25 protein-coding genes are annotated in these 19600 nt (G+C 65.7%); 15 read left to right on the top strand and 10 right to left on the bottom strand.

Annotated elements, in window-relative coordinates:
• Window positions 1–2 precede the first annotated feature (2 nt).
• The 9 genes from ACZK1G_RS20735 (at window position 3) to ACZK1G_RS20695 (ending at window position 6854) form a co-directional block, all read left to right on the top strand.
• Window positions 3–524, top strand: coding sequence for a carboxymuconolactone decarboxylase family protein (locus ACZK1G_RS20735; protein ID WP_049444072.1), 522 nt, complete (start codon window positions 3–5; stop codon window positions 522–524).
• 50 nt (window positions 525–574) lie between these two features.
• Window positions 575–1348 carry an SDR family NAD(P)-dependent oxidoreductase gene (locus ACZK1G_RS20730; protein WP_049443994.1) on the top strand — a complete coding sequence of 258 codons (774 nt, stop codon included), beginning with the start codon at window positions 575–577 and terminating at the stop codon, window positions 1346–1348.
• Between the two features lie 77 nt (window positions 1349–1425).
• Complete coding sequence (locus tag ACZK1G_RS20725) at window positions 1426–1767, top strand: carboxymuconolactone decarboxylase family protein (RefSeq protein ID WP_197587313.1); 342 nt, start codon at window positions 1426–1428, stop codon at window positions 1765–1767.
• A 27-nt stretch (window positions 1768–1794) separates the two neighbouring features.
• Window positions 1795–2076, top strand: a complete 282-nt coding sequence (locus ACZK1G_RS20720; RefSeq protein ID WP_101766217.1) for a hypothetical protein — start codon at window positions 1795–1797, stop codon at window positions 2074–2076.
• Window positions 2077–2162: 86 nt separating this feature from the next.
• Window positions 2163–2873 (top strand): cupin domain-containing protein, encoded by a 711-nt coding sequence (locus ACZK1G_RS20715; protein WP_049443988.1) that lies wholly within the window; start codon window positions 2163–2165, stop codon window positions 2871–2873.
• Window positions 2870–3991 carry a flavin monoamine oxidase family protein gene (locus ACZK1G_RS20710; protein WP_197622013.1) on the top strand — a complete coding sequence of 374 codons (1122 nt, stop codon included), beginning with the start codon at window positions 2870–2872 and terminating at the stop codon, window positions 3989–3991. The genes ACZK1G_RS20715 and ACZK1G_RS20710 overlap by 4 nt, the downstream gene beginning before the upstream one ends.
• Window positions 3988–5040, top strand: a complete 1053-nt coding sequence (locus ACZK1G_RS20705) for a zinc-binding dehydrogenase (RefSeq protein ID WP_049443984.1) — start codon at window positions 3988–3990, stop codon at window positions 5038–5040. Before ACZK1G_RS20710 ends, ACZK1G_RS20705 begins: the two co-directional genes overlap by 4 nt.
• Window positions 5037–6254 carry an MFS transporter gene (locus ACZK1G_RS20700; RefSeq protein WP_233490804.1) on the top strand — a complete coding sequence of 406 codons (1218 nt, stop codon included), beginning with the start codon at window positions 5037–5039 and terminating at the stop codon, window positions 6252–6254. Before ACZK1G_RS20705 ends, ACZK1G_RS20700 begins: the two co-directional genes overlap by 4 nt.
• A gap of 153 nt (window positions 6255–6407) precedes the next feature.
• Window positions 6408–6854, top strand: coding sequence for a DUF4279 domain-containing protein (locus tag ACZK1G_RS20695; protein ID WP_101766215.1), 447 nt, complete (start codon window positions 6408–6410; stop codon window positions 6852–6854).
• Here ACZK1G_RS20695 and arr read toward each other — a convergent pair.
• Window positions 6847–7281: an NAD(+)--rifampin ADP-ribosyltransferase gene (arr, locus tag ACZK1G_RS20690; protein WP_101766214.1), complete on the bottom strand. Its 435-nt coding sequence runs from the start codon at window positions 7279–7281 to the stop codon at window positions 6847–6849. The two genes, ACZK1G_RS20695 and arr, sit on opposite strands and share 8 nt — an antisense overlap.
• Window positions 7282–7406: 125 nt before the next feature.
• Complete coding sequence (gene ubiK / locus ACZK1G_RS20685) at window positions 7407–7658, bottom strand: ubiquinone biosynthesis accessory factor UbiK (RefSeq protein WP_005419983.1); 252 nt, start codon at window positions 7656–7658, stop codon at window positions 7407–7409.
• Between the two features lie 155 nt (window positions 7659–7813).
• On the opposite strand from ubiK, the gene ACZK1G_RS20680 reads away from it, so the two are divergent.
• Window positions 7814–8152 carry a P-II family nitrogen regulator gene (locus ACZK1G_RS20680; RefSeq protein WP_005411374.1) on the top strand — a complete coding sequence of 113 codons (339 nt, stop codon included), beginning with the start codon at window positions 7814–7816 and terminating at the stop codon, window positions 8150–8152.
• Between the two features lie 89 nt (window positions 8153–8241).
• Here ACZK1G_RS20680 and ACZK1G_RS20675 read toward each other — a convergent pair whose 3' ends face one another.
• Entirely contained in the window at window positions 8242–8901 is a 660-nt protein-coding gene (locus ACZK1G_RS20675; RefSeq protein WP_101766213.1) for an RIO1 family regulatory kinase/ATPase domain-containing protein, read from the bottom strand.
• 436 nt (window positions 8902–9337) lie between these two features.
• Between ACZK1G_RS20675 and ACZK1G_RS20670 the strand changes: the two genes are divergently transcribed.
• Complete coding sequence (locus ACZK1G_RS20670) at window positions 9338–10243, top strand: aspartyl/asparaginyl beta-hydroxylase domain-containing protein (protein WP_024957655.1); 906 nt, start codon at window positions 9338–9340, stop codon at window positions 10241–10243.
• 86 nt (window positions 10244–10329) lie between these two features.
• On the opposite strand, the gene speE is transcribed toward ACZK1G_RS20670, so the two are convergent.
• On the bottom strand, window positions 10330–11184 hold the full coding sequence (gene speE / locus ACZK1G_RS20665; protein ID WP_008268330.1) for a polyamine aminopropyltransferase: 855 nt from the start codon (window positions 11182–11184) through the stop codon (window positions 10330–10332).
• A 190-nt stretch (window positions 11185–11374) separates the two neighbouring features.
• Between speE and speA the strand changes: the two genes are divergently transcribed.
• Together speA and ACZK1G_RS20655 are read left to right on the top strand one after the other, a co-directional pair.
• Window positions 11375–13264 (top strand): arginine decarboxylase, encoded by a 1890-nt coding sequence (gene speA / locus ACZK1G_RS20660; RefSeq protein ID WP_012512349.1) that lies wholly within the window; start codon window positions 11375–11377, stop codon window positions 13262–13264.
• Between the two features lie 37 nt (window positions 13265–13301).
• The gene (locus ACZK1G_RS20655; protein ID WP_006474656.1) at window positions 13302–13622 is read left to right on the top strand and encodes a DUF6122 family protein; all 321 of its coding nucleotides are present in this window, start codon (window positions 13302–13304) and stop codon (window positions 13620–13622) included.
• A gap of 163 nt (window positions 13623–13785) precedes the next feature.
• Here the strand turns inward: ACZK1G_RS20655 and ACZK1G_RS20650 are convergent, their stop codons facing one another.
• Genes ACZK1G_RS20650 through ACZK1G_RS20640 form a run of 3 tightly spaced genes read right to left on the bottom strand, consistent with a single transcriptional unit; the run spans window position 13786 to window position 16051 of the window.
• Window positions 13786–15105 (bottom strand): sensor histidine kinase, encoded by a 1320-nt coding sequence (locus ACZK1G_RS20650; RefSeq protein WP_101766212.1) that lies wholly within the window; start codon window positions 15103–15105, stop codon window positions 13786–13788.
• Window positions 15102–15761 (bottom strand): response regulator transcription factor, encoded by a 660-nt coding sequence (locus ACZK1G_RS20645; protein WP_049443972.1) that lies wholly within the window; start codon window positions 15759–15761, stop codon window positions 15102–15104. The genes ACZK1G_RS20650 and ACZK1G_RS20645 overlap by 4 nt, the downstream gene beginning before the upstream one ends.
• The gene (locus ACZK1G_RS20640) at window positions 15761–16051 is read right to left on the bottom strand and encodes a PepSY domain-containing protein (protein WP_049443970.1); all 291 of its coding nucleotides are present in this window, start codon (window positions 16049–16051) and stop codon (window positions 15761–15763) included. The genes ACZK1G_RS20645 and ACZK1G_RS20640 overlap by 1 nt, the downstream gene beginning before the upstream one ends.
• 147 nt (window positions 16052–16198) lie before the next feature.
• Here ACZK1G_RS20640 and ACZK1G_RS20635 point away from each other — a divergent pair, with 147 nt between their 5' ends.
• Window positions 16199–16633 carry a PepSY domain-containing protein gene (locus ACZK1G_RS20635; protein WP_101766211.1) on the top strand — a complete coding sequence of 145 codons (435 nt, stop codon included), beginning with the start codon at window positions 16199–16201 and terminating at the stop codon, window positions 16631–16633.
• Between the two features lie 126 nt (window positions 16634–16759).
• Here ACZK1G_RS20635 and ACZK1G_RS20630 read toward each other — a convergent pair whose 3' ends face one another.
• From ACZK1G_RS20630 to ACZK1G_RS20620, 3 genes are all read right to left on the bottom strand, one after another.
• Window positions 16760–17239 carry a hypothetical protein gene (locus ACZK1G_RS20630; protein ID WP_087923863.1) on the bottom strand — a complete coding sequence of 160 codons (480 nt, stop codon included), beginning with the start codon at window positions 17237–17239 and terminating at the stop codon, window positions 16760–16762.
• A gap of 126 nt (window positions 17240–17365) precedes the next feature.
• Complete coding sequence (locus ACZK1G_RS20625) at window positions 17366–18574, bottom strand: NAD(P)/FAD-dependent oxidoreductase (RefSeq protein ID WP_101766210.1); 1209 nt, start codon at window positions 18572–18574, stop codon at window positions 17366–17368.
• Between the two features lie 13 nt (window positions 18575–18587).
• Window positions 18588–19082, bottom strand: a complete 495-nt coding sequence (locus ACZK1G_RS20620; RefSeq protein ID WP_049443962.1) for a lipocalin family protein — start codon at window positions 19080–19082, stop codon at window positions 18588–18590.
• A 182-nt stretch (window positions 19083–19264) separates the two neighbouring features.
• Between ACZK1G_RS20620 and ACZK1G_RS20615 the strand changes: the two genes are divergently transcribed.
• Window positions 19265–19513, top strand: coding sequence for a hypothetical protein (locus tag ACZK1G_RS20615; RefSeq protein ID WP_006399378.1), 249 nt, complete (start codon window positions 19265–19267; stop codon window positions 19511–19513).
• The last annotated feature ends 87 nt before the right edge of the window (window positions 19514–19600 follow it).

The raw sequence follows: 19600 nt of genomic DNA, 5'->3' as shown, positions 1-19600 counted from the left end.
CCATGAACAGCCCGCGCATTACCCCTTGGCAGGACGGAGACCCAGTTCCCGCGAGCCTGCTGGCCGACATCCAGGCGCGCCGCCCGGACGGCCAGCTGATCGGCATCGATCGCCTGCTGCTGCGCAGCGCCCCTCTGGCCGAGGGCTGGAACGGCCTGATGCGCCGCGTGCGTGCCGAGTTTGAACTCACGTTGGAATACCTCGAGCTGATCATGCTCCGCGTCGCGGTCCTGAACGGCGCGTCGTTCGAGTGGGATGTCCACTACCCGGTTTACCTGCAGGCAGGCGGCACGGAAGCGAAGGCCGCTGCACTCCAGCAGCCTGAGCCAGACGCAGAGTTTTCCTCGCTAGAGAGACTCCTGATTGAGCTCACCGACCAGTCGACGCGAGGCGTGGTGGTGGAAGCCACGGTGATTGAAGCGCTCAAGCAGACCGTGGGGGAGCGCCAGGCCGTGGAGGCGGTGGCGACCGTCGCGGCCTACAACATGGTCTCCCGTTTCCTGGTTGCTCTAGACATCCGTTGAACCCCTGACGCGAGGCATTCGCCGCGCACCTACTTACATTGGAAACTCACATGAAAAATATCTTCGAAGGCAACAAGGTCCTGGTCGTCGGTGGCACCAGCGGTATGGGCAAGGAAACTGCACGTAAGGTGCTGGAAGGCGGCGGTCGCGCGGTCATCGTGGGCCACCGTGCCGATAAGACTGAGGAAGCGCGCGCAGAGCTGTCTGCGTTCGGTGCAGTAAGCGCCCTCACCGCCGATCTGACGTCCGAAGGCGGGCTCAAGGGCCTCATCGCGGACATCGAGAATTCCCATTCCGATGTGGATCTGCTGGTGAACGCGGCGGGTGTGTTCTTCCCCAAGCCGTTCCTGGAGCACACCGATGCAGACTATGACCAGTACATGCAGTTGAACAAGGCCTTCTTCTTCATCACGCAGAAGGTTGCGGCCAACATGATCGCGAACAATGTCGCCGGCTCGATCGTCAACATCGGCTCAATGTGGGCTCGCCAGGCGATCGCCGCGACGCCGTCCTCGGCCTATTCGATGGCGAAGGCTGGCTTGCACTCGTTGACCCAGCACCTGGCCATGGAGCTGGCTCCCCAGAAGATCCGCGTTAATGCGGTGTCGCCCGCCGTGGTTCAGACCCCGATCTACGAAGGCTTCATTCCCAAGGATCAGGTCCACAGTGCCCTGCAGGGTTTCAACAGCTTCCACCCGATCGGTCGTGTTGGTACGCCGCAGGATGTCGCCGAAGTTGTCGCGTTCCTGCTGTCCGAGAAGGCCGCGTGGGTTACCGGTGCCATCTGGGACGTGGACGGCGGCGTGATGGCTGGCCGCAACTGATCTCACCTTGAACCTTGCCAGGCCCATTGCGATGCATCGGGCCTGGCGGGATCCAACCGCAAGAGTGCTTAGACATGATGAATGACTGGAACAACTATCGTGAGTCCCTGATTGAGAAGGTCGGGGAGTTTGGCAAGGTCAACCCGGATGTACTGCGTGGCCTGGGAACGATCGATGGCGCTGCAACAAAGAGCGGTCATCTTGAACCCAAGATCCATGAGTTGATCGCTCTGGCAGTGGCTGTGACAACCCGCTGCGACGGTTGCATCACGGTGCACACCAAGAAAGCCGTGGACCATGGTGCATCGCTTGAAGAAATCAGTGAGGCGCTTGGCGTGGCTATCGCCCTCAACGCGGGCGCCGCACTGACCTATTCGGCGCGCGTTCTCGAGGCGCGCGACCAACTGCTCGCGGGCTGAAGCGGCCCATTCCCCAGGAGAACCGCCATGGTCTATCTGCAAATCACCCTCGCCATTGCTGAATCCAACCGCGGAGCAGCTGCGGAGGTGTACACCAAGTACAAAGGCCCGTTCCTGTCCACCATCCCCGGCGCAACGTCCAAAGATCTCCTTGTCCGCAAGGAAGACGTTCAGGTGCTGCATGGCTTCGACAGCGAGCACGGCGCAAAAGCCTACCTGGCAAGCGCAATGTTCCAGAACGATGTAGTACGTGAACTTGGTCCGCTGCTGTCCGCAGATCTGGACGTGCGTATCTACAGCGCTGTCTGACAAAAAAACGCTGAATTACGGCCCCGGGAAACCTCCTGGGGCCGTGCTGTTGCCCCGATTCCGCCAACCCTTGCCTGACCCAAGCCATGCTGATCAACGCCGACTTCAATTCCATCGTGTTAGTGACTCCCGATGATTACATCTGGGTTGACTCGCCACAGGCCGGGGTGCAGCGCGTCATGCTTGATCGCATTGGTGCAGAGAAGGCCAGGGCAACAAGCCTGGTGCGATACGCTCCTGGTTCGACATTTCCGCCGCACGTTCATCCGGGCGGCGAGGAAATTCTTGTATTGGAAGGCGTCTTCTCCGATGAGCTTGGCGATTGCCCGGCGGGCACCTACCTGCGCAACCCTCCCGGTTCACGGCATGCACCGGCCAGCCGGGATGGATGCTTGATACTGGTCAAGCTGCGGCAGATGAGTGCGAACGAGGAGGCGACCCTGAGGCTGGACACGAATGCCGCCCAGGTGTGGGAACACCTTACCGATCGTCGGTTGTGCAGGGTATTCGAGAGCCCGGAAGAGCGCGTTCGTATCGAGCAGGTGGAGCCCAGCCGGCCGCTGTTTCCTCAGATGCAGGCGCCCGCTGAGATCCTGGTCTTGGACGGCGAGCTGCAGCTCGCCGTCGGTAGCCGGACCCAAACCATTGCGGCTGGAACATGGTTGCGGGCAGGTGGACCGGATGCCAGCCGCTGCCTCGCGTCAATGGTGGCGGGAGCTCATGGCGTCACTGTCTACGTCAAACAGGGGACAGTGGTGGAGCGTCCGCACCTTACGGCTGCAGAGGCACTCTCATGACCACCGTGAACGTGATCATCGTCGGCGCTGGTCTTGCGGGCCTGCATGCCGCTCGACTGCTGGAAGCGGCAGGCGTCACTGACTATGCCGTGCTGGAAGGCCGCCCGCGCATCGGTGGGCGCATCCATGCGTTTGAGCCTGCTCTGCCGGGGTGCGTAAGCGGGAACGGAGGCTTTGACCTTGGCGCGACCTGGCTATGGCCCGGGTTCCAGCGTGAACTGGCGCTGTTGGTACAACAGCTTGGGCTGCCCGTCGTCCCGCAGGAAGAGAACGGTGACATGCTGTTCGAGCGTGCCGTCCACGAACCGACTGCGCGCTTCGCCGGCATGGCCGCGATGCCGCCATCGTTCCGCATCGTAGGCGGCATGGGGCAGTTGCTTCACGCTGTCGGTTCGGCCGTCCAGACGGAGAGGGTTCACCTGGGCACGCGTGTCGTTCAGATCCGTGCCGAAGCCGATGGGGTTATTGTCTCCGCAATCAGGAACGGCGTGCCGGTCACGTGGCATGCGCGAGGTGTTCTACTGGCACTACCTCCGCGCTTGGCGGTGGCCACACTGACATTCGATCCTCCGCTTCCCGCCGATGCTCACCACGCGTGGCAGTCCACCGGTACGCATATGGCTGCACACGCCAAGTACCTCGCGGTGTATCCCAGCAATTTCTGGCGGAATCGCGGCCTTTCAGGCGAGGCACGCAGCCTGGTTGGCCCGCTGGGAGAGATCCATGATGCGTCTTCGGACGGCCAAGCAGCACTCTTCGGCTTCTTTGCACTGCCTGCTGCTGAAAGGGCGCGTATCCCGGCCGAGGAGCTGAAGCATCGCTGCAGAAGCCAGCTTGCGCGTCTGTTTGGCGATGCTGCACGCGAGCCGCTCGCCGACGCTGTCCAAGACTGGAGCGCCGAGCCTTTCACCGCTACGCCAGCCTGCGCCGCCCAGACCGCCGGGCATGGCTGCATTCCCGGCTTATCACCCGGAGGCACGCCTTGGGTGGGGCGATTGTTCGGGGCCGGCAGTGAATGGTCTCCGTTCAACCCCGGTTATCTGGCGGGTGCGATCGAGGCGTCTACCCGTGCCGTGCAGGCATTCCTCTCTTTGACCCATTTCCGAGTACAGCCATGACGCAATCCACTGACTACGGCGCCATGGAATCGGCGGGTCCGGGGCTGCTCCGGTGGTCCCGGCGCCCGCGTCCCACGCCAGCAGACGATCAGGTGCTGTTGCAGGTCGAGGCGTGCGGTATGTGCGGCGCGGATGTCTCTGACATCGCTCGACCCGGCGCATCACACCAGCGTCGGGTGCCCGGCCATGAAGTGATCGGCAGGATCATCGATCGCGGCATTAACGTCCCGGCACGTTGGCAAGTAGGGCAACGCGTAGGCGTGGGCCGCCTGGGCGGGCATTGCAACGCTTGCGCCTACTGCCGACAGGGCCGATTCGCACTGTGCACGGATCAGAAAGTGCTCGGCGTTTCCCAAGATGGTGGCTACGCCGAGCTGATGCTTGCAACGTCGACCGGCCTGGTTTCCATCCCTGATGAAATGGAGTCCACGGCTGCAGCGCCCATCCTGTGCGCCGGCCTGGCGACGTTCAACGCCCTGCGGCGCTGTTGCGCAGCGCCCGGCGACACCGTTGTGATCCACGGTGTGGGTGGCTTGGGCCACATGGCCATCCAGTACGCTCGCCGCATGGGGTTTCGGGTCATTGCCGTGGGACGGGGAAATGACATTGCCGCTGGGGCCATCGAGCTGGGTGCGCACCACTATCTGGACACGAACCATGCAGATGCGGCCGTAGAGCTGCAGCGCCTGGGCGGGGCGCAGGCCATCATCACCTCTGTCGGTGACGCCGAGGCTGTGCAGCTGCTGCTGCCTGGGCTGGCCGCGGGCGGCACCCTGGTGGTGCTCGGGGTCGGCAAGACCCCGTTGTCCATTGCAAGTGGCTACTTGGTTGGGGGCGAGCGGACCATCCAGGGCTCGATTACCGGATCACCCGATGACAGCGAGCGGGCGTTGCGATTCAGCGAGCTGACCGATGCCATGCCCTGGATCGAATGCCTTCCTCTGTCCCAAGCGCAGCAAGGGCTGGAACGACTGATGTCCGGCGATGCAACGTTCCGCATCGTGCTGGTGCCCGATGAGCAGGCGTCGACGCGGGAGTCGAATAAGTGAGCCAGGAAACGATGGAGAGCGATACTGAGCTGCTGTCACCGGTCCAGCACCGCAGTAATGTATGGCGCTTGGCCCTGGCGCAGGCGCTCGCCGGTGCGAACTCCGTAGTGATCTACGCGACGGGCGCCGTGGTCGGCAGTGATCTGGCCCCCTCGCAGACGCTGGCGACGCTGCCCATTTCAGTCTTCGTGGTCGGCATGGCGCTCTGCACATTGCCGGCAGGCTGGATCGCCGAGCATCATGGCCGCCGCACGGCGTTCTTCGCAGGCACTGCCGCCGGCGTCGCCGCCGGTGTCCTGTCCATGTTTGCGGTGCTGGCCTCCAGCTTCTGGCTGCTGTGTGCGGCTACATTCCTGGGCGGGGCGTATGCAGCCGTCGTGCTGTCGTTCCGCTTTGCCGCCGCTGATGGCGCACCGGCACAGAAGCGGGCGCGAGCGCTTTCCATGGTAATGGCGGGCGGCGTCGCCTCTGGGGTGGTGGGGCCGCAATTGGTGTCACTCACCATGCATCTCTGGCCTGGTCATCTGTTCGCAGCGACGTTCCTGTTCCAAGGCTTGGTCGCCGCAGTATCGGCCGGCCTGCTGGCCGGTGTGCGGCTGCCGCATGTCGCGCCGGCAATCGGCACGTCCCGCGAACCACTGTCCTCCGTCCTGCTCGACCCGCGTTTCATCGCTGCGGTGATCTGTGGCGCGGTGTCGTACATGCTGATGAATTTCATGATGACAGCGGCTCCGCTGGCCATGCACATGCACGGCCACGCGCAGGAGTCGTCCAACCTGAGCCTGCAATGGCATGTCATCGCGATGTACCTGCCAAGTTTCTTTACCGGCAAGCTGATCGCGCGCGTGGGTGCGAAGCGCGTTGCGGCTGCCGGCCTCGTACTGACGGGCGCCGCCGCTGTTGCTGGCTTGCATGGAATGGAAGTCTTCGACTTCTCCCTCAGCCTCATCCTGCTGGGGCTGGGCTGGAATTTCGGATTTCTGGGCGCGTCGGCGCTGGTGTTGGAATGCCATGGAAACGTGGACAAGCGGCGTGTCCAGGCATTCAACGATTTCCTGATCTTTGCGGTGATGGCGGTCGGCTCGTTCCTCTCGGGATGGATCCTCGCGCGCCATGGCTGGCATGTTGTCCTGTGGTCTTCGTTCGTCCCACTGGCGCTGGCCATGGCTGCCTTGCTGGTAACCGCCAGACCCAGACCGCTGGAGCGGAGCTGATTGCACGGCATACCGAGCAGCACGGAGTGCGCTAGCAGCGCCTGCAACCCGCCGCTGGCCTGCGCAGGCATGTCTGCTTCTGGCCGATAGCTGACCTGACGTCGATGAGACATATAGATTGGAAGAGATTTCGAAAAGAACAACTGGACTCCAATGGCAGCATTCGATCATTCCCTGGTAACCCTCCGATTCTTCGGGGACGACCTCCTGCCCGAAGAAGTCAGTGCCTTGCTCGGAGCGACCCCGACCGCTTCGCATCACAAAGGCCAGGAACTCAGAGGCAACCAATCAGGCACCGTGCGTATTGCCAGGACTGGCAGCTGGCAACTTGATGCGGAGCGTCGTGAGCCTGAAGATCTGGACGCTCAGATCTTCGAAATCCTCGATCAGCTCACCGGCGATCTCGCCGTATGGCAGTCTCTGGCACGCTTCCGGCCTGATCTGTTCTGCGGTCTTTTCATGGGCAGCAGCAACGGTGGTGTCTCGCTTTCGCCCCGCGCGCTGCTCGCCCTTGGTCAGCGCGGCATTGAGCTAGGGCTGGACATCTATGAAGCCGATGAAGAAGTGCGCAACGCCCAACGCCAACAGGTCATCAATTGATGATCTCCCCACTCCCCGAAGCAACAAACGCCCTCAACTGCCGAACGAACTCCGCGTCGTAGAGCTCCCACTCCATAATCTCCCCCACCACCCGCAACGGCTGCGCACTGCGATACGACCGCGTCGGATTCCCGGGAAACTTCTTGTTGGTCACGTTCGGGTCGTCTTCAAACGGCCCGGTCGGCTCCACCACATACACGCGCGGTCGCCCCTCACCCCGGGCCATCTCCGCAGCCAGCCCGGCGCCCTTGGCAATGGTGGTGAAGTAGATGTGGTTCATCACCACGTTGTCGCGATAGTTGGAGCGGAAGCCCGCGCTTAGCAGCTCGCCCACCGCGAGGTCAGCGCGGGTGCCGTGATAGAACGGCCCGGCGACCTGGTCGCAGGTGTCATGCGAAACGGGTGTCCATTCGGTGTCCTGCGCCATCGGCACTGCCCCTGCGTGTCCTGCCGGATCGACAGGCCGGCGAGTCTAGGGCGCCCGGTGGGCCTTGCTGCAAGGCCCCATCCGGGGAATACTCTGTAGTGGGAGGCGCGGTGCGCCTCCTTTTTTCATTCTGCGGCGCCGCGCCCTTCCAGCTCGCGCACGGCGGTTTCCAGCGCGTCCAGCTTCTGGCGGGTCTTCAGCAGCACGGCGCGCTGCACTTCGAACTCCTCGCGGGTGACCAGGTCGAGCTTGGCCAGGCCGGCCTGCAGCGCGCTCTTGAAGGTGGCCTGCAGTTCCTCGCGCGATTCGCGCAGGCCCGGCGGCACCAGGTCGCTGAGGCGACGGGCGAGGTCATCGATTTGGTTCAGGTCGATCATGGGGTGCTCCGTGGGGTAGGGCCCGTGCATCCGGCGCGGGCAGGCCATTCGGGCACAAGGATACTGCTGGCACCCATCGCCCGGACAGGCCGCAGCGGCTTCGCACGGGCCGCGTTCAGGCGCTATCCTCCACGCCGGAAGACAGGAGATAGACGATGAAGATGGTCATGGCGGTGATCAAGCCGTTCAAGCTCGACGACGTGCGCGAAGCGCTGGCCGAGCGTGGGGTCACCGGGATCACGGTGACGGAAGTGAAGGGCTTTGGTCGCCAGAAGGGCCACACCGAGCTGTACCGTGGCGCGGAGTATGTGGTCGATTTCCTGCCGAAGGTGAAGCTGGAAGTGGCGGTGACCGATGACCAGGTGGAGGCGGTGGTTGAGGCCATCGTGAAGGCCGCCGGCACTGGCAAGATTGGCGACGGCAAGGTGTTCGTGTACGACCTGGGCAGTGTGGTGCGTATTCGTACCGGGGAACTGGACGCGGACGCGTTGTAATCCGGTTTCTGTAGAGTCGAGCCATGCTCGACTGCGTTTCGCGCGATGCTGGAAGAGCAGTCGAGCATGGCTCGACTCTACAAAAGCAGTTACCGGCGCTTGGCCCACTTGTAGAACCGCTTCCAGCCCTGGCGCACGGCCGCTACCCAACCCGGGTCGGCCACCAGTGCAGCCTGCGCGGCACTCGGCGCCTGGCCGGTCACGCGCTGGCGGATCTTCAGCAGGTTCTTCATGTCGCTGCGGCGCATCTGCCGGCTCAGCGGGCCGCGGCGCAGCCAGCGCGGGGCGCGCCAGGCGGAGGTGAAGTCCAGCAGTACCGGCACGCCGCCACTGACCACCACGTTGGTGCCATGCAGGTCGTTGTGGGTGATGCCGGCCGCATGCAAACGGCTGAGCGCGTGCTGCAGCTGCTCGAATACTTCATTGCCCACGGCCTGCGCGGTGCTGAGGGTCTGGCCGGGAATGAACTCCATGCCCAGCGCCAGGCCGCCCAGAGTGCCGAGCAGCGCGGGGGCATGCTTCCAGCCGCCGAGGCGCTGCAGCATGCGGGCCTCGCGGCGCACCATCAGCCGCGCGATCAGCGAAACGGGGGTGCCGCGGTAGCGGGAGTAGTCCTTGATGACCGCCTCGCGCCCGTCCAGGCAGGTGCGGTAGACGTCGGGGGCCAGGAAACGCTCGCCGCGCTTGAGCAGCAGCGGGGAGGCGGCGTCATTGCCGCAGGAGGAGGGGGGGAGAGCAGGAAGATACATGTCGGGGTCTCGGACGACCCGGTGGGTGGCGCAAAGCGTCAAGCGAACCGGTGTTACAGGGAGTTACTAAGTTTTCGTTAATTTTAGTACTCGCCAGTTCGCTATTCCACGATTTGTCGGAGAAATGTCGGGGTCGTGGCTGGAACAGTTCGTCACGCAGAATCGGACAATTCCGTCTCACTTATAAGGCTTGCCTTGTCGAATCAATGGGTTGGGCGCGCTTCCGGCCCATTCATCGGCGCCGCGCTGAACGCGACGCACGTCCGGCTTGACCCCGGCGCACGCCCTGCCGACCATAAGCTGTTAACCCGCGACATCGGCGGCCGCCCCCCTCCGGCACGTCCCCGTCCCCTGCCGCGTTCCCAACCGGTGCTGGCCGCCTGGCCGTGCATCGCCCCGTTTCCCGTTCCGGCCGCGGCTGGAGGAAAGTGCTTTGATCATCAAAATCGTCATTGCAGCGCTGTTCGTGGCCTGCGTGCTGTACATCCACTTCCGTGGCAAGGTCCGCGCGCGCTGGTCGCGCCAGCTGCTGGACCACTCCAGTTTCATGGCCCCGATCAACGTGGTCATGTACATGTTCTCGAAGGTGCCGACCACGCCGTTCCTGGACCCGGCGAAGGAGTTCCCGCAGCTGGAGCCGCTGCGCCAGAACTGGCAGATGATCCGCGACGAGGCGCTGGCGCTGCGCGATGCGCAGAAGATCGCCGCCTCCAGCACGTTCAACGATGCCGGCTTCAATTCGTTCTTCCGCCGTGGCTGGAAGCGCTTCTATCTGAAGTGGTACGGCCCGTCGCACCCGTCGGCGAAGGCGATGTGCCCGAAGACCACGGCGCTGCTGGAGTCGCTGCCGGATGTGCGCGCGGCGATGTTCGCGCAGCTGCCGTCGGGCAGCGAACTGCGCCCGCACCGCGACCCCTTCGCCGGTTCGCTGCGCCTGCACCTGGGCCTGGCCACGCCCAACAATGACGGCTGCTACATCGAAGTGGACGGCATCAAGAAGAGCTGGCGCGACGGCGAGTGGATGATGTTCGACGAGACCTACATCCACCACGCGCACAACGAGACGCCGGATGACCGCGTGATCCTGTTCTGTGACATCGCCCGCCCGCTGCGCTTCGGCCTGCCGGGTCTGTTCAACCGCGCGGTGGCGGCCACGCTGCTGGCCGGTGGTGCCTCGCCGAACCTGCCGGGTGACCCGACCGGTGGCGTCAACAAGGCGTTCGGCAGTGTCTACAAGGTGCGCCTGAAGGCCAAGGCACTGCGCGAGCGCAGCGTGGTGGCCTACCAGCTGATCAAGTGGGGCCTGGTGGTGGCGGTGATCGCCGGTATCTGGGCGCTTTGATCGTTACATGCGGTTGCCGGCCAGCGGCCGGCACTACCGGAACATGAAAAAACCCGCGCTGTTGCCAGCGCGGGTTTTTTGTTGGATCAACCCTTCAGTGCCGCCTGCACGAACGGCGGGGTCACCAGCACGCCGGTGTGCAGCGCGGCGGTGTAGTACAGGGTGTTGAAGGTCTTGGCGGCCGAGTCGGCCTGGCGGAAGTCGAAGCTGCTGTCGCCCTTGCGCGCCATGGTCACGCTCCACCAGCCGGTGGGGTAGCACGGCTGCGGGAACGGCAGGGTCTTGAACGAGCCGAAGCCGGCCTTGCCCATCTCGGTGCGCATTTCGTTGATCAGGTCCAGCTGCATCAGCGGCGATTCGGACTGCTGCACCAGGATGCCGTCGTCCTTCAGGGCCTTGAAGCAGCTCTCGTAGAAGGCCTTGTTGAACAGGCCTTCGCCGGGGCCGACCGGGTCGGTCGAATCGACGATCACCACGTCCACGCTGCCCGCCGGGCAGTTGGCCATGTAGGCCACGCCGTCGTCGAACAGCAGCTCGGCGCGGGCGTCATCGTTGGAATCGCACAGTTCCGGGAAGTGCTTGCGCGCCATCACGGTGACCTGCTCGTCGATATCGCACTGGGTCACGCTCTCCACGCCCTTGTGCTTGAGCACTTCGCGCAGGGTGCCGCAGTCGCCGCCACCGATGATCACCACGCGCTTGGGCGCGGCGTGGGTGAACAGCACCGGGTGGCTGATCATCTCGTGGTAGAAGAAGTTGTCCTTGCTGGTCAGCATGATGGCCCCGTCGATGGTCATCAGGTTGCCCCAGTCGGTGGTCTGGAAGATCTCGATCTTCTGGAACGGCGACTGCACCTCGTCCAGCTTGCCGGTGATGCGGTAGCCGATGGCCGAGCCGGTGCGCTCGAAGTGTTCGATGTACCAGTTGTTGCTGTCAGTCATTGAAAACAGTCCTGTTCGGAGGGGTGAAGCCGGGCTGGCGGGCGGGGCCGCGTGGCACAGATGCCACATCCGGACGGATCGGCCCGTTCAGGTTGAAACCTGTCACGGGCGCGGGCGCGCATGATAACGAACCTGTGGGCATATAGGCGTTATCATGCCCCCCCTTTTATTGCCAACAAGGCCGACTGAAATGACCGATTGGTCCCTCGACCAAGCCCGCAAGACCTACTCGATCCCGCATTGGGCGGACGGTTACTTCGACGTGGATCAGGCCGGGCACATGGTGGTGAGACCGACCGGGGCGGACGGCCCGGTGGTGTCGCTGCCCAAGGTGGTGGACGCGGCCCGTGCGGCCGGCGCCAAGCTGCCGCTGCTGGTGCGCTTCCCGGACATCCTCGGCCAGCGCCTGGGCAAGCTGCAGGCGGCCTTCGGCCAGGCCCAGCAGGACTGGGAGTACAGCGGCGGCTATACCGCCGTGTATCCGATCAAGGTCAACCAGACCCGCGGCGTGGCCGGCACCCTGGCCAGCCACCACGGCGAGGGCTTCGGCCTGGAAGCGGGCAGCAAGCCCGAGCTGATGGCCGTGCTGGCACTGTCGCGCCCGGGTGGCCTGATCGTCTGCAACGGCTACAAGGACCGCGAGTACATCCGCCTGGCCCTGATCGGCCGCAAGCTGGGCCTGCAGACCTTCATCGTCATCGAGAAGCCGTCCGAGCTGAAGCTGGTGCTGGAAGAGTCCAAGGCGCTGGACGTGAAGCCGGGCTTGGGCGTGCGCATGCGCCTGGCCTCGCTGGGCGCCGGCAAGTGGCAGAACAGCGGTGGCGACAAGGCCAAGTTCGGCCTGTCGCCGCGCCAGTTGCTGGACCTGTGGAAGTCGCTGCGTGACACCGAGTACGCCGACTGCCTGAACCTGCTGCACTTCCACATGGGTTCGCAGATCTCCAACGTGCGCGACATCGCCAACGGCATGCGCGAAGCCACCCGCTACTTCGTGGAGCTGTCGCGCCTGGGCGCGAAGATCACCCACGTCGATGTGGGCGGTGGCCTGGGCGTGGACTATGAAGGCACCCGTTCGCGCAGCTTCTGCTCGATCAACTACGGCCTGCATTCCTACGCCAGCAACATCGTGCAGCCGCTGGCCAATGCCTGCGAAGAGTTCGGCCTGACCCCGCCGCGCATCGTCACCGAGTGCGGCCGCGCGATGACCGCGCACCACGCGGTGCTGATCGCCAATGTGTCGGAAGTGGAAGAAGCGCAGGAAGGCCGCGTGCCGGACCAGCACGACGACGAGCCGGCGGCGATCCGCCACCTGCGCGAGATCCACGACGAGCTGGACGTGCGCCCGGCGGTGGAGCTGTTCCAGGAGGCACAGCACTTCCACGCCGAAGGTCTGGCCAGCTATGCGCTGGGCCAGATCGACCTGCCGCAGCGTGCGCGCATCGACGATCTGTTCTACGCCATCGCCCACGGCGTGCGTGCGCGCCTGAGCTATGACGAGAAGAGCCATCGCCCGGTGCTGGACGAACTGAACGAGCGCCTGGTCGACAAGTATTTCGTCAACTTCAGCGTGTTCGAATCGATCCCGGACGTGTGGGCGATCGACCAGGTGTTCCCGATCGTGCCGATCGAGCGTCTGGACGAAACCCCGGACCGTCGCGGCATCATCGCCGACATGACCTGCGACTCGGACGGCATGGTGGAAACCTATGTCGAGAACGAGAGCCTGGACAGCTCGCTGCCGCTGCACAAGATGAAGCCGGGCGAAAGCTATCGCATTGGCTTCTTCATGGTCGGCGCCTACCAGGAAATCCTGGGCGACATCCACAACCTGTTCGGCGATACCGACGCGGTGGAAGTGCTGGCCGATGCCGATGGCTACGCCATCACCCAGCAGCGCCGTGGTGACACCACCGACGTGATGCTGGATTACGTGGGTTACCGCCTGGACGAACTGCGCGCGACCTATGCGCAGCGCGTGGCCGAGGCCCAGCTGTCGCCGGAACGCGCGCAGGAGCTGTCGGAGGCGCTGGAAGCCGGCCTGACCGGTTACACCTACCTGTCCGACGAACCGCTGGTCTGATGGACGGTGCCGGGCCTGCCCGGCGCCACCGTTGCCGATGAGCGCGCGCGCGATCTTCCACCTGTTCCTGCATGCCGCCGTGCCAGCGCTGCTGGCATGGCTGTTCTGGCGCAAGCGCTTCGCCTCGGCGTGGCTGCTGATGCTGCTGGGCTGGATCATTGATCTGGACCACCTGTTGGCGGATCCGATCTACGCACCGAACCGCTGCAGCATCGGTTTTCATCCGCTGCACACCGCACCGGCCATCGCGGTCTATGCCGGGCTGTGCGTGCCGAAGAAAACGCGGTTGTTCGGCATCGGTTTGATGATCCACATCGTGCTGGATGCGATTGATTGCTGGTGGATGCATCACCGTTGATGCTGGGTGCGTGTCGACCAAGGTCGACACCTACCGGGGGCACGGCGACCGGTCGGATTGGCGCTTGGTAGAGCCGGCCGCTGGCCGGCTTCCGCAGGGTGTTCCCGATGACCGCGTGGTTGCCGGCCAGCGGCCGGCACTACCCACCGTCAGGTTGGTCGCTTCACGCCACCGGCAACCACAACGTTGCGCGCAGGCCGGGCTGCGCATTCTCCAACGCCACGTGCCCGCCATAACTGGCGGCGATATCACCTACGATCGCCAACCCCAATCCACTGCTGCCCTCGCGCTCATCCAGCCGCACGCCGCGCTGGGTGACCCGTTCGAGGGCGTCCGCAGCCAGCCCGGGGCCGTCGTCGCGCACTTCGATGCGCAACTGCCCTTCGCTGGTTTCCGCTTCGACAGTGACCTGCTGTTTCGCCCAGCGCCCGGCGTTGTCCAGCAAGTTGCCCAGCATCTCTTCCAGGTCCGCACTGGCACCAGCGAACTGCAACGCCGGATCGATATCTGCGGCCGTGAATGCAATGCCACGTTCGCCATGCACGCGTGCCATCAGCCGGCACATTGCCTGTGCGACGGCCGCCACGCCGGTGCGCTGGCGATGGTCGGCGGCCAACCCTGCGGCCAGGTAGCGGTCGACACTGGCCTGCATGCGCGCACTCTGTTCGCGCACGGTGGCACGCCAGTGCGTGCCGTCGCCGTCCGCTTCGGTGGCCAATACGCTCAGCGGGGTCTTCAATGCATGCGCCAGATCCTGTGCACTGGTGCGTGCGCGCGCGACCATGCGTTGCTGGTGGTCCAGCAGCGCGTTGAGTTCTTCCCCCAGCGGTGCGACTTCCGCGCCCAGCTCCTGCGTGTCGATGCGTTGTGCATCGCCGCGCCGCACCCGTTCCAGTTGCGCGCCGAGGCGATGCAGTGGGCGCAGGCCGAAGTGCACCTGGCTGGCCAGCACCGCCAGCCACGCCGCAACCAGTACGACCAGGGCGATGGCGGTGCGTTTGCGGAACGCGGCAACATCCGCATCCAGTGCGCTGCGATCGGTGGCGACCACGGCCACGAACCGTTCGCTGGCGCGCGGCAGGCGCACCTGCTGCACGCGCGTGCGCAGGGATTGCTGCAGCGGTCCGGGCAGATCGCGCGTGGCCGGACCGGCAGCCGGCGCCGGCAGGGTTTCATCCCACAGCGAGCGCGACTGCAGCAGCACGCGGCCATCGGCACCGGCGATCTGCCAATAGGCCCCGGAGAACACGCGCTGGAAGCGCGCGTCATTCGGTTCCTGGCGCAGGCGCAGCTGCCCCTCCGGGTCCACTTCGGCCTGTGCCAGCAGGGTCAGCATGTCCTGCTGCAGTTCGTGATCGAGGCGGTCGCGCGCGCTGCGCTTGAACAGCTCGCCCAGCAGTGCGCTGGCCAGCAGCGAGACCAGCAGCAGGCCAACGCCCCCGGCCAGCAGCAGGCGCCGCCGCAGCGACGGTTGCCGGTTCATGGCTCGGCCAGCCGCCAGCCCTGGCCGCGCACGGTCTGGATCAGGTCGATGCCGAGCTTGCGGCGCACGCGTCCGAGCAGCACGTCCAGTGCGTTGGAGTCCGGGTCATGGCCGCCGTCGAACACCTGTTCGCCCAGCCGGTCGCGGCCGATCACCTGCCCGCTGTGGTGGATGAAGTAGCTGAGCAGGCGGAACTCCTGCGGGCTCAGCGCCAGCGTCTGCCCATCCAGCTCGAAGCGGCCGGCGTTGACGTCCAGCTGCAGCGGGCCGCAGTGCAGGCGCGGGCTGGCGTGGCCATGGCTGCGTCGGATCAGGGCGCGCAGGCGCAGCACCAGTTCGTCGGCCTGGAACGGTTTGGTGAGGTAATCGTCGGCACCGGCATCGAAGCCGGCCAGCTTGTCGTGCCAGCGCCCGCGCGCGGTCAGTACCAGCACCGGGAAGCTGCGGCCGTTGCCGCGCCAGCGCTCGATCACGCTCAGCCCGTCCAGCCCGGGCAGGCCGAGGTCGATGATGGCGGCCTGCAGGTCCTCGATCTGGCCGATCTCTTCGGCCTGGCGGCCATCGGCGACCACCTCCACCACATAGCCGGCCTGTTCCAGCAGGGGAACGAGGCGCTGTGCCAGTGCGGCATCGTCTTCGGCCAACAGGATGCGCATCAGTCGTCGAGCTCCGTCTTCAGCAGCTTTCCGCTGCGCGCATCATAGTCCAGCTCCACCACCACGCCGTCGCCGCGCAGGATCTCCACTTCGTAGACGCCGTCGTCCAGCTCCACTTCCAGCAGCTGGCCCGGGTAACGCTTGAGTGCATCGCGTACCACGCTTTCCAGCGGTACGTAGCGGCCCTGCTGCACGGCACGGCGCGCGACCTGCTGCGCCGGGTCCTGTACGGGCGCGGCGGCGATCGGGGCGTTGGCCAGGGCCAGCAGCAGGGGCAGGGTGGTGAGCATGCGGGTGCGGAAGGAGGGGAACAGGCGCGAGTGTGGGGGGAATGACTAACAGCGGGCTAACAGCCACGGCTAAGGCGCTGTTAACCGGGGCACGCATCGTGGCGTTGCCGGGATGGTCCGGCCACCAACACGAACAGGAGAACCCCCATGTTGAAGTCGCTCACCCTCGCCACCGTTGCCCTGCTGGCCATCGTACCGGCCGCACAGGCCGCGCCGCTGGGCATGGCCCAGGTCGAACAGACCCTGCGCAAGGCCGGCTACACCCAGATCCACGAGATCGAACGCGATGACGGCCTGTGGGAAGCCGACGTGAGCCGCGCTGATGGCCGCTTCAGCGAGGTCTACGTGGACCCGAAGACCGGCGAGATCTTCGATGAGCACAGCGGCCGCACGCTGCTGACCACCGAGCAGGTACTGGCACGTGCACAGGCGCATGGCCTGCGCGAAATCCATTCGCTGGAACGCGATGGTGCGACCTGGTCGCTGGAAGTCCGCAATGCCCGCAACCAGAAGGTGGAAGTGCGCCTGAGTGGTTACGACGGCCGCATCCTGCACAGCGAGCGCGATGGCTGGCTGGATTGACCTGCTGGTAGTGCCGGCCGCTGGCCGGCAACCCATGATCGCTTCCAGCCCCGCGAGTCGCCGGCCAGCGGCCGGCGCTACCGCGCGGTTACCAACCGGGCATGGACTCGGCTCTACAGGGGTGGCTTACCAGCCGTACGGCGGCGGGTAATCCCAGCCCGGGCCACGCCCGTAGTAGCCGCCATACGGGCCGAAGAAGCCCGGGCCCTTGCCTTCACTCACGTGGATGTTGAGGTTGACCCCGTGGGTCTTGCCTTCATCGGTGGTGTAGTTCTTGCTCAGGTTCAGCGTGGCCGCGTTGTAGTGGCTGTTGCCACCGTTCTTCGAATAGCCGATGCCGGTGGTGAAGCTGCCGGACACCTTGACCTTGTCGTCGGTCACGTCGGCGATCCTGGCGTCGTCGTGCACGCGCGGGCCGCTCTTGTCACCGTAATAGGTGCCGGGCGGGTCCTGCTGCAGGGCCGGGTCGTTGAGGTAGCGCATCGGCGCCTGCGGCAGCGTCAGGTCCAGGCCGGCAGCCTGCGGCGCGGTGGCGCCAGCGGCGGACTGGGCCAGCACGGTTCCCGGCAGGGCCAGGCACAGCAGCAGGGTCAGGGGGCGGATCATGACGGCGCTCCAGCGGACAGGTGGCCACGCAACACGCGGCGGTACAGGCCGACGCTAGCAGGGGTTGCTTGAATGATGCCTGTCGGCGCCGGATTGGGGTAGAGCCGGACGCTGCCGGGCTGCGCGCTACAGCCGCCCGAACCCGAACAGCCCTTCCAGCGCATGCCTGCGACGCTCGATCCGGGCCCGCAGCAGCTGGGCGCCGATCATCGAATAGGTGATGCCGTTGCCGCCGTAGGCCATGGCGAAATGCACCCGCGGGCCCCACTGCGCGTGGGGGCCGAAGAACGGCAGGCCGTCCGCCGTCTCGGCAAAGGTCCCGGCCCAGGAGAAGGCCGGCACCGGGTCCAACCGCGGGAACCAATGCAGCAGCTGTTTCATCAGCTTGTCGGCCTTGCGCTGTACGCGCCGGTCGCGCCGGGCCGGGATATCGATGGCGTCGTCCAGCCCGCCCACCAGCAGGCGGCGGTCGCCGGTGGCGCGCAGGTACAGGTAGGGGCGTGCGCTCTCCCACACCATCGTGTTGCGCAGCCTGCCCAGCACGTCCGCATCGATGGGATCGGTGATGAAGGCATAGCTGCTGCGGTTGCGCGCGACCCGCTGCTGCAGCCATGTCTGGTTGGCATAGCCCATTGCCAGCACCACGTGGCGGGCGTGGATGGTGGCGCCGCCCTCGGTGAGGGCGCTCACGCCGCGCGCGGTGGGTGTCAGCGTATGCAGCACCGTGCGGTCATGCACATTGCTGCCGCGCCGGCACACGCGTTGCAGCAGCGCATAGGTCAGGCGGTAGGGATCGACCCGCGCGGCCTGCCGGGTCAGCAGGGCCCCGCCAGCGTCCACGTTGAAGCGTTCCCGTAGTGCCTCCGGGCCCAGCCAACGGGCATCCAGGCCGATGCCGCGCCGCGCCTCGCCCTCGGCCATCAGGCGCGGCACGTCGCGAAGGCGGCTGGCCAGGTACAGGCTGTCCATGCGCTGGAAATCCACGTCCTTCACCCCGCGCGCCACCTCGGCCAGTGCCGGGATTGCCTCCGCGCAGGCCCGGTACGCCAGTGCAGCGGCGTCCTGCCCGTAGCGCTCGGCCAGTTCCAGCAGATGGGTATCGATCTCGTACTGCAGCAGGGCGGTGCTGGCGGCGGTGCTGCCCCAGCCGATGTCGCGCTGTTCGATCACTGCAACGTCGTGGCCATGCTGGGACAGCTCGTCGGCGATCAGCGCACCGGTGATGCCGCCGCCGACCACCAGCACGTCGCAGCGCAGGTTCTGCTGCAGCGGCGGGAAGGCGTGGATCAGGCCGTTGCGCACCGCCCACCACGGGTAACCGCTCTTCAGGTCCATGGCCGTGCGTGGCTCAGGCCGTGGGCTGGCCGGTATGCGGCGTCTGGATCAGTTCGGACAGATCGAAGCCCTGCAGGCGGGCCGCCGCCAGATAATGGTCCTGCACGGTCGCGTCCAAGCGCGGCTCGCGCGCCAGCAGCCACAGGTACTTGCGGTCCGGGCTGCCGACCAGCGACACGCTGTAGTCCGGGGCAACCTGGATCACCCAGTAGTCGCCCTTGGCGAACGGCAACCAGCGCAGGCCCTTGGGCAGGAAACTCACCTCCAGGCGCGCGCTGTCGTTGTCGACGGCGCAGGCCTCGCCGGTGGCTTCCTCGATCTCGCCGTCCATGCGGCAGCGGTTGGTGACGCCGACGTTGCCGTTGTCGAGCAGGGTGTAGTGCGCAGACACGTCGGTGCAGCCCTCCGGCTCGTGGCGCATCGGCAGGCGCGCGATCTCGTACCAGGTGCCCAGGTAGCGGGGCAGCTTGAGGTCAGCGACGGTCTTCAGCGGCGGGTGGTCGGTCATCGGCGGTCGTGGCAGGGGTGGGCCTCCACGATGCCGATGGCCTTGCCATGGGCGGGTGAAGCCGGGGCGATGGCCGTGTCCAGAACGTTCCGTCGCCCCGGCGGAGCGCCCGTTGTCACCGGCGTGGCGGTATCCTGCCGCCAGCGCCGTGTTTTCCTGATCCAACCGAGGTGGAGGTGCCGATGTACCAGGTGATCCTGTTGAAGAGTGAATCCGCGTTCGCGCGCGAACAGTGGCCGCAGGTCGACGACCTGGTCGACTACGAGGGCGTGGCCTACAGCCTGCGTGCCGGCCCGCGGCAGCCGCTGCCGACCGACCACGACTGGCACCCGGTGGCGGTGTACGCGCCCGATGAGATCACCGAGGAAGAGTTCCAGGACTGGTACGCGCTGCAGCAGCCGACGGTGGAAGAGCTGCGCCTGAAGTACTGATGCGCGACGCTGGCGGGGGCGCCCATCCGGCCTTGACCGCCTCTGCCGTATAGTCGCGCGCAGGCGCGGTGGTCCGCGCGAACCGGT

The sequence above is a fragment of the Stenotrophomonas sp. 109824_Sma genome, from assembly GCF_056480025.1.
Note: the sequence above shows the minus strand (reverse complement) of the source record. Positions and strands in the feature narration are given on the sequence as shown.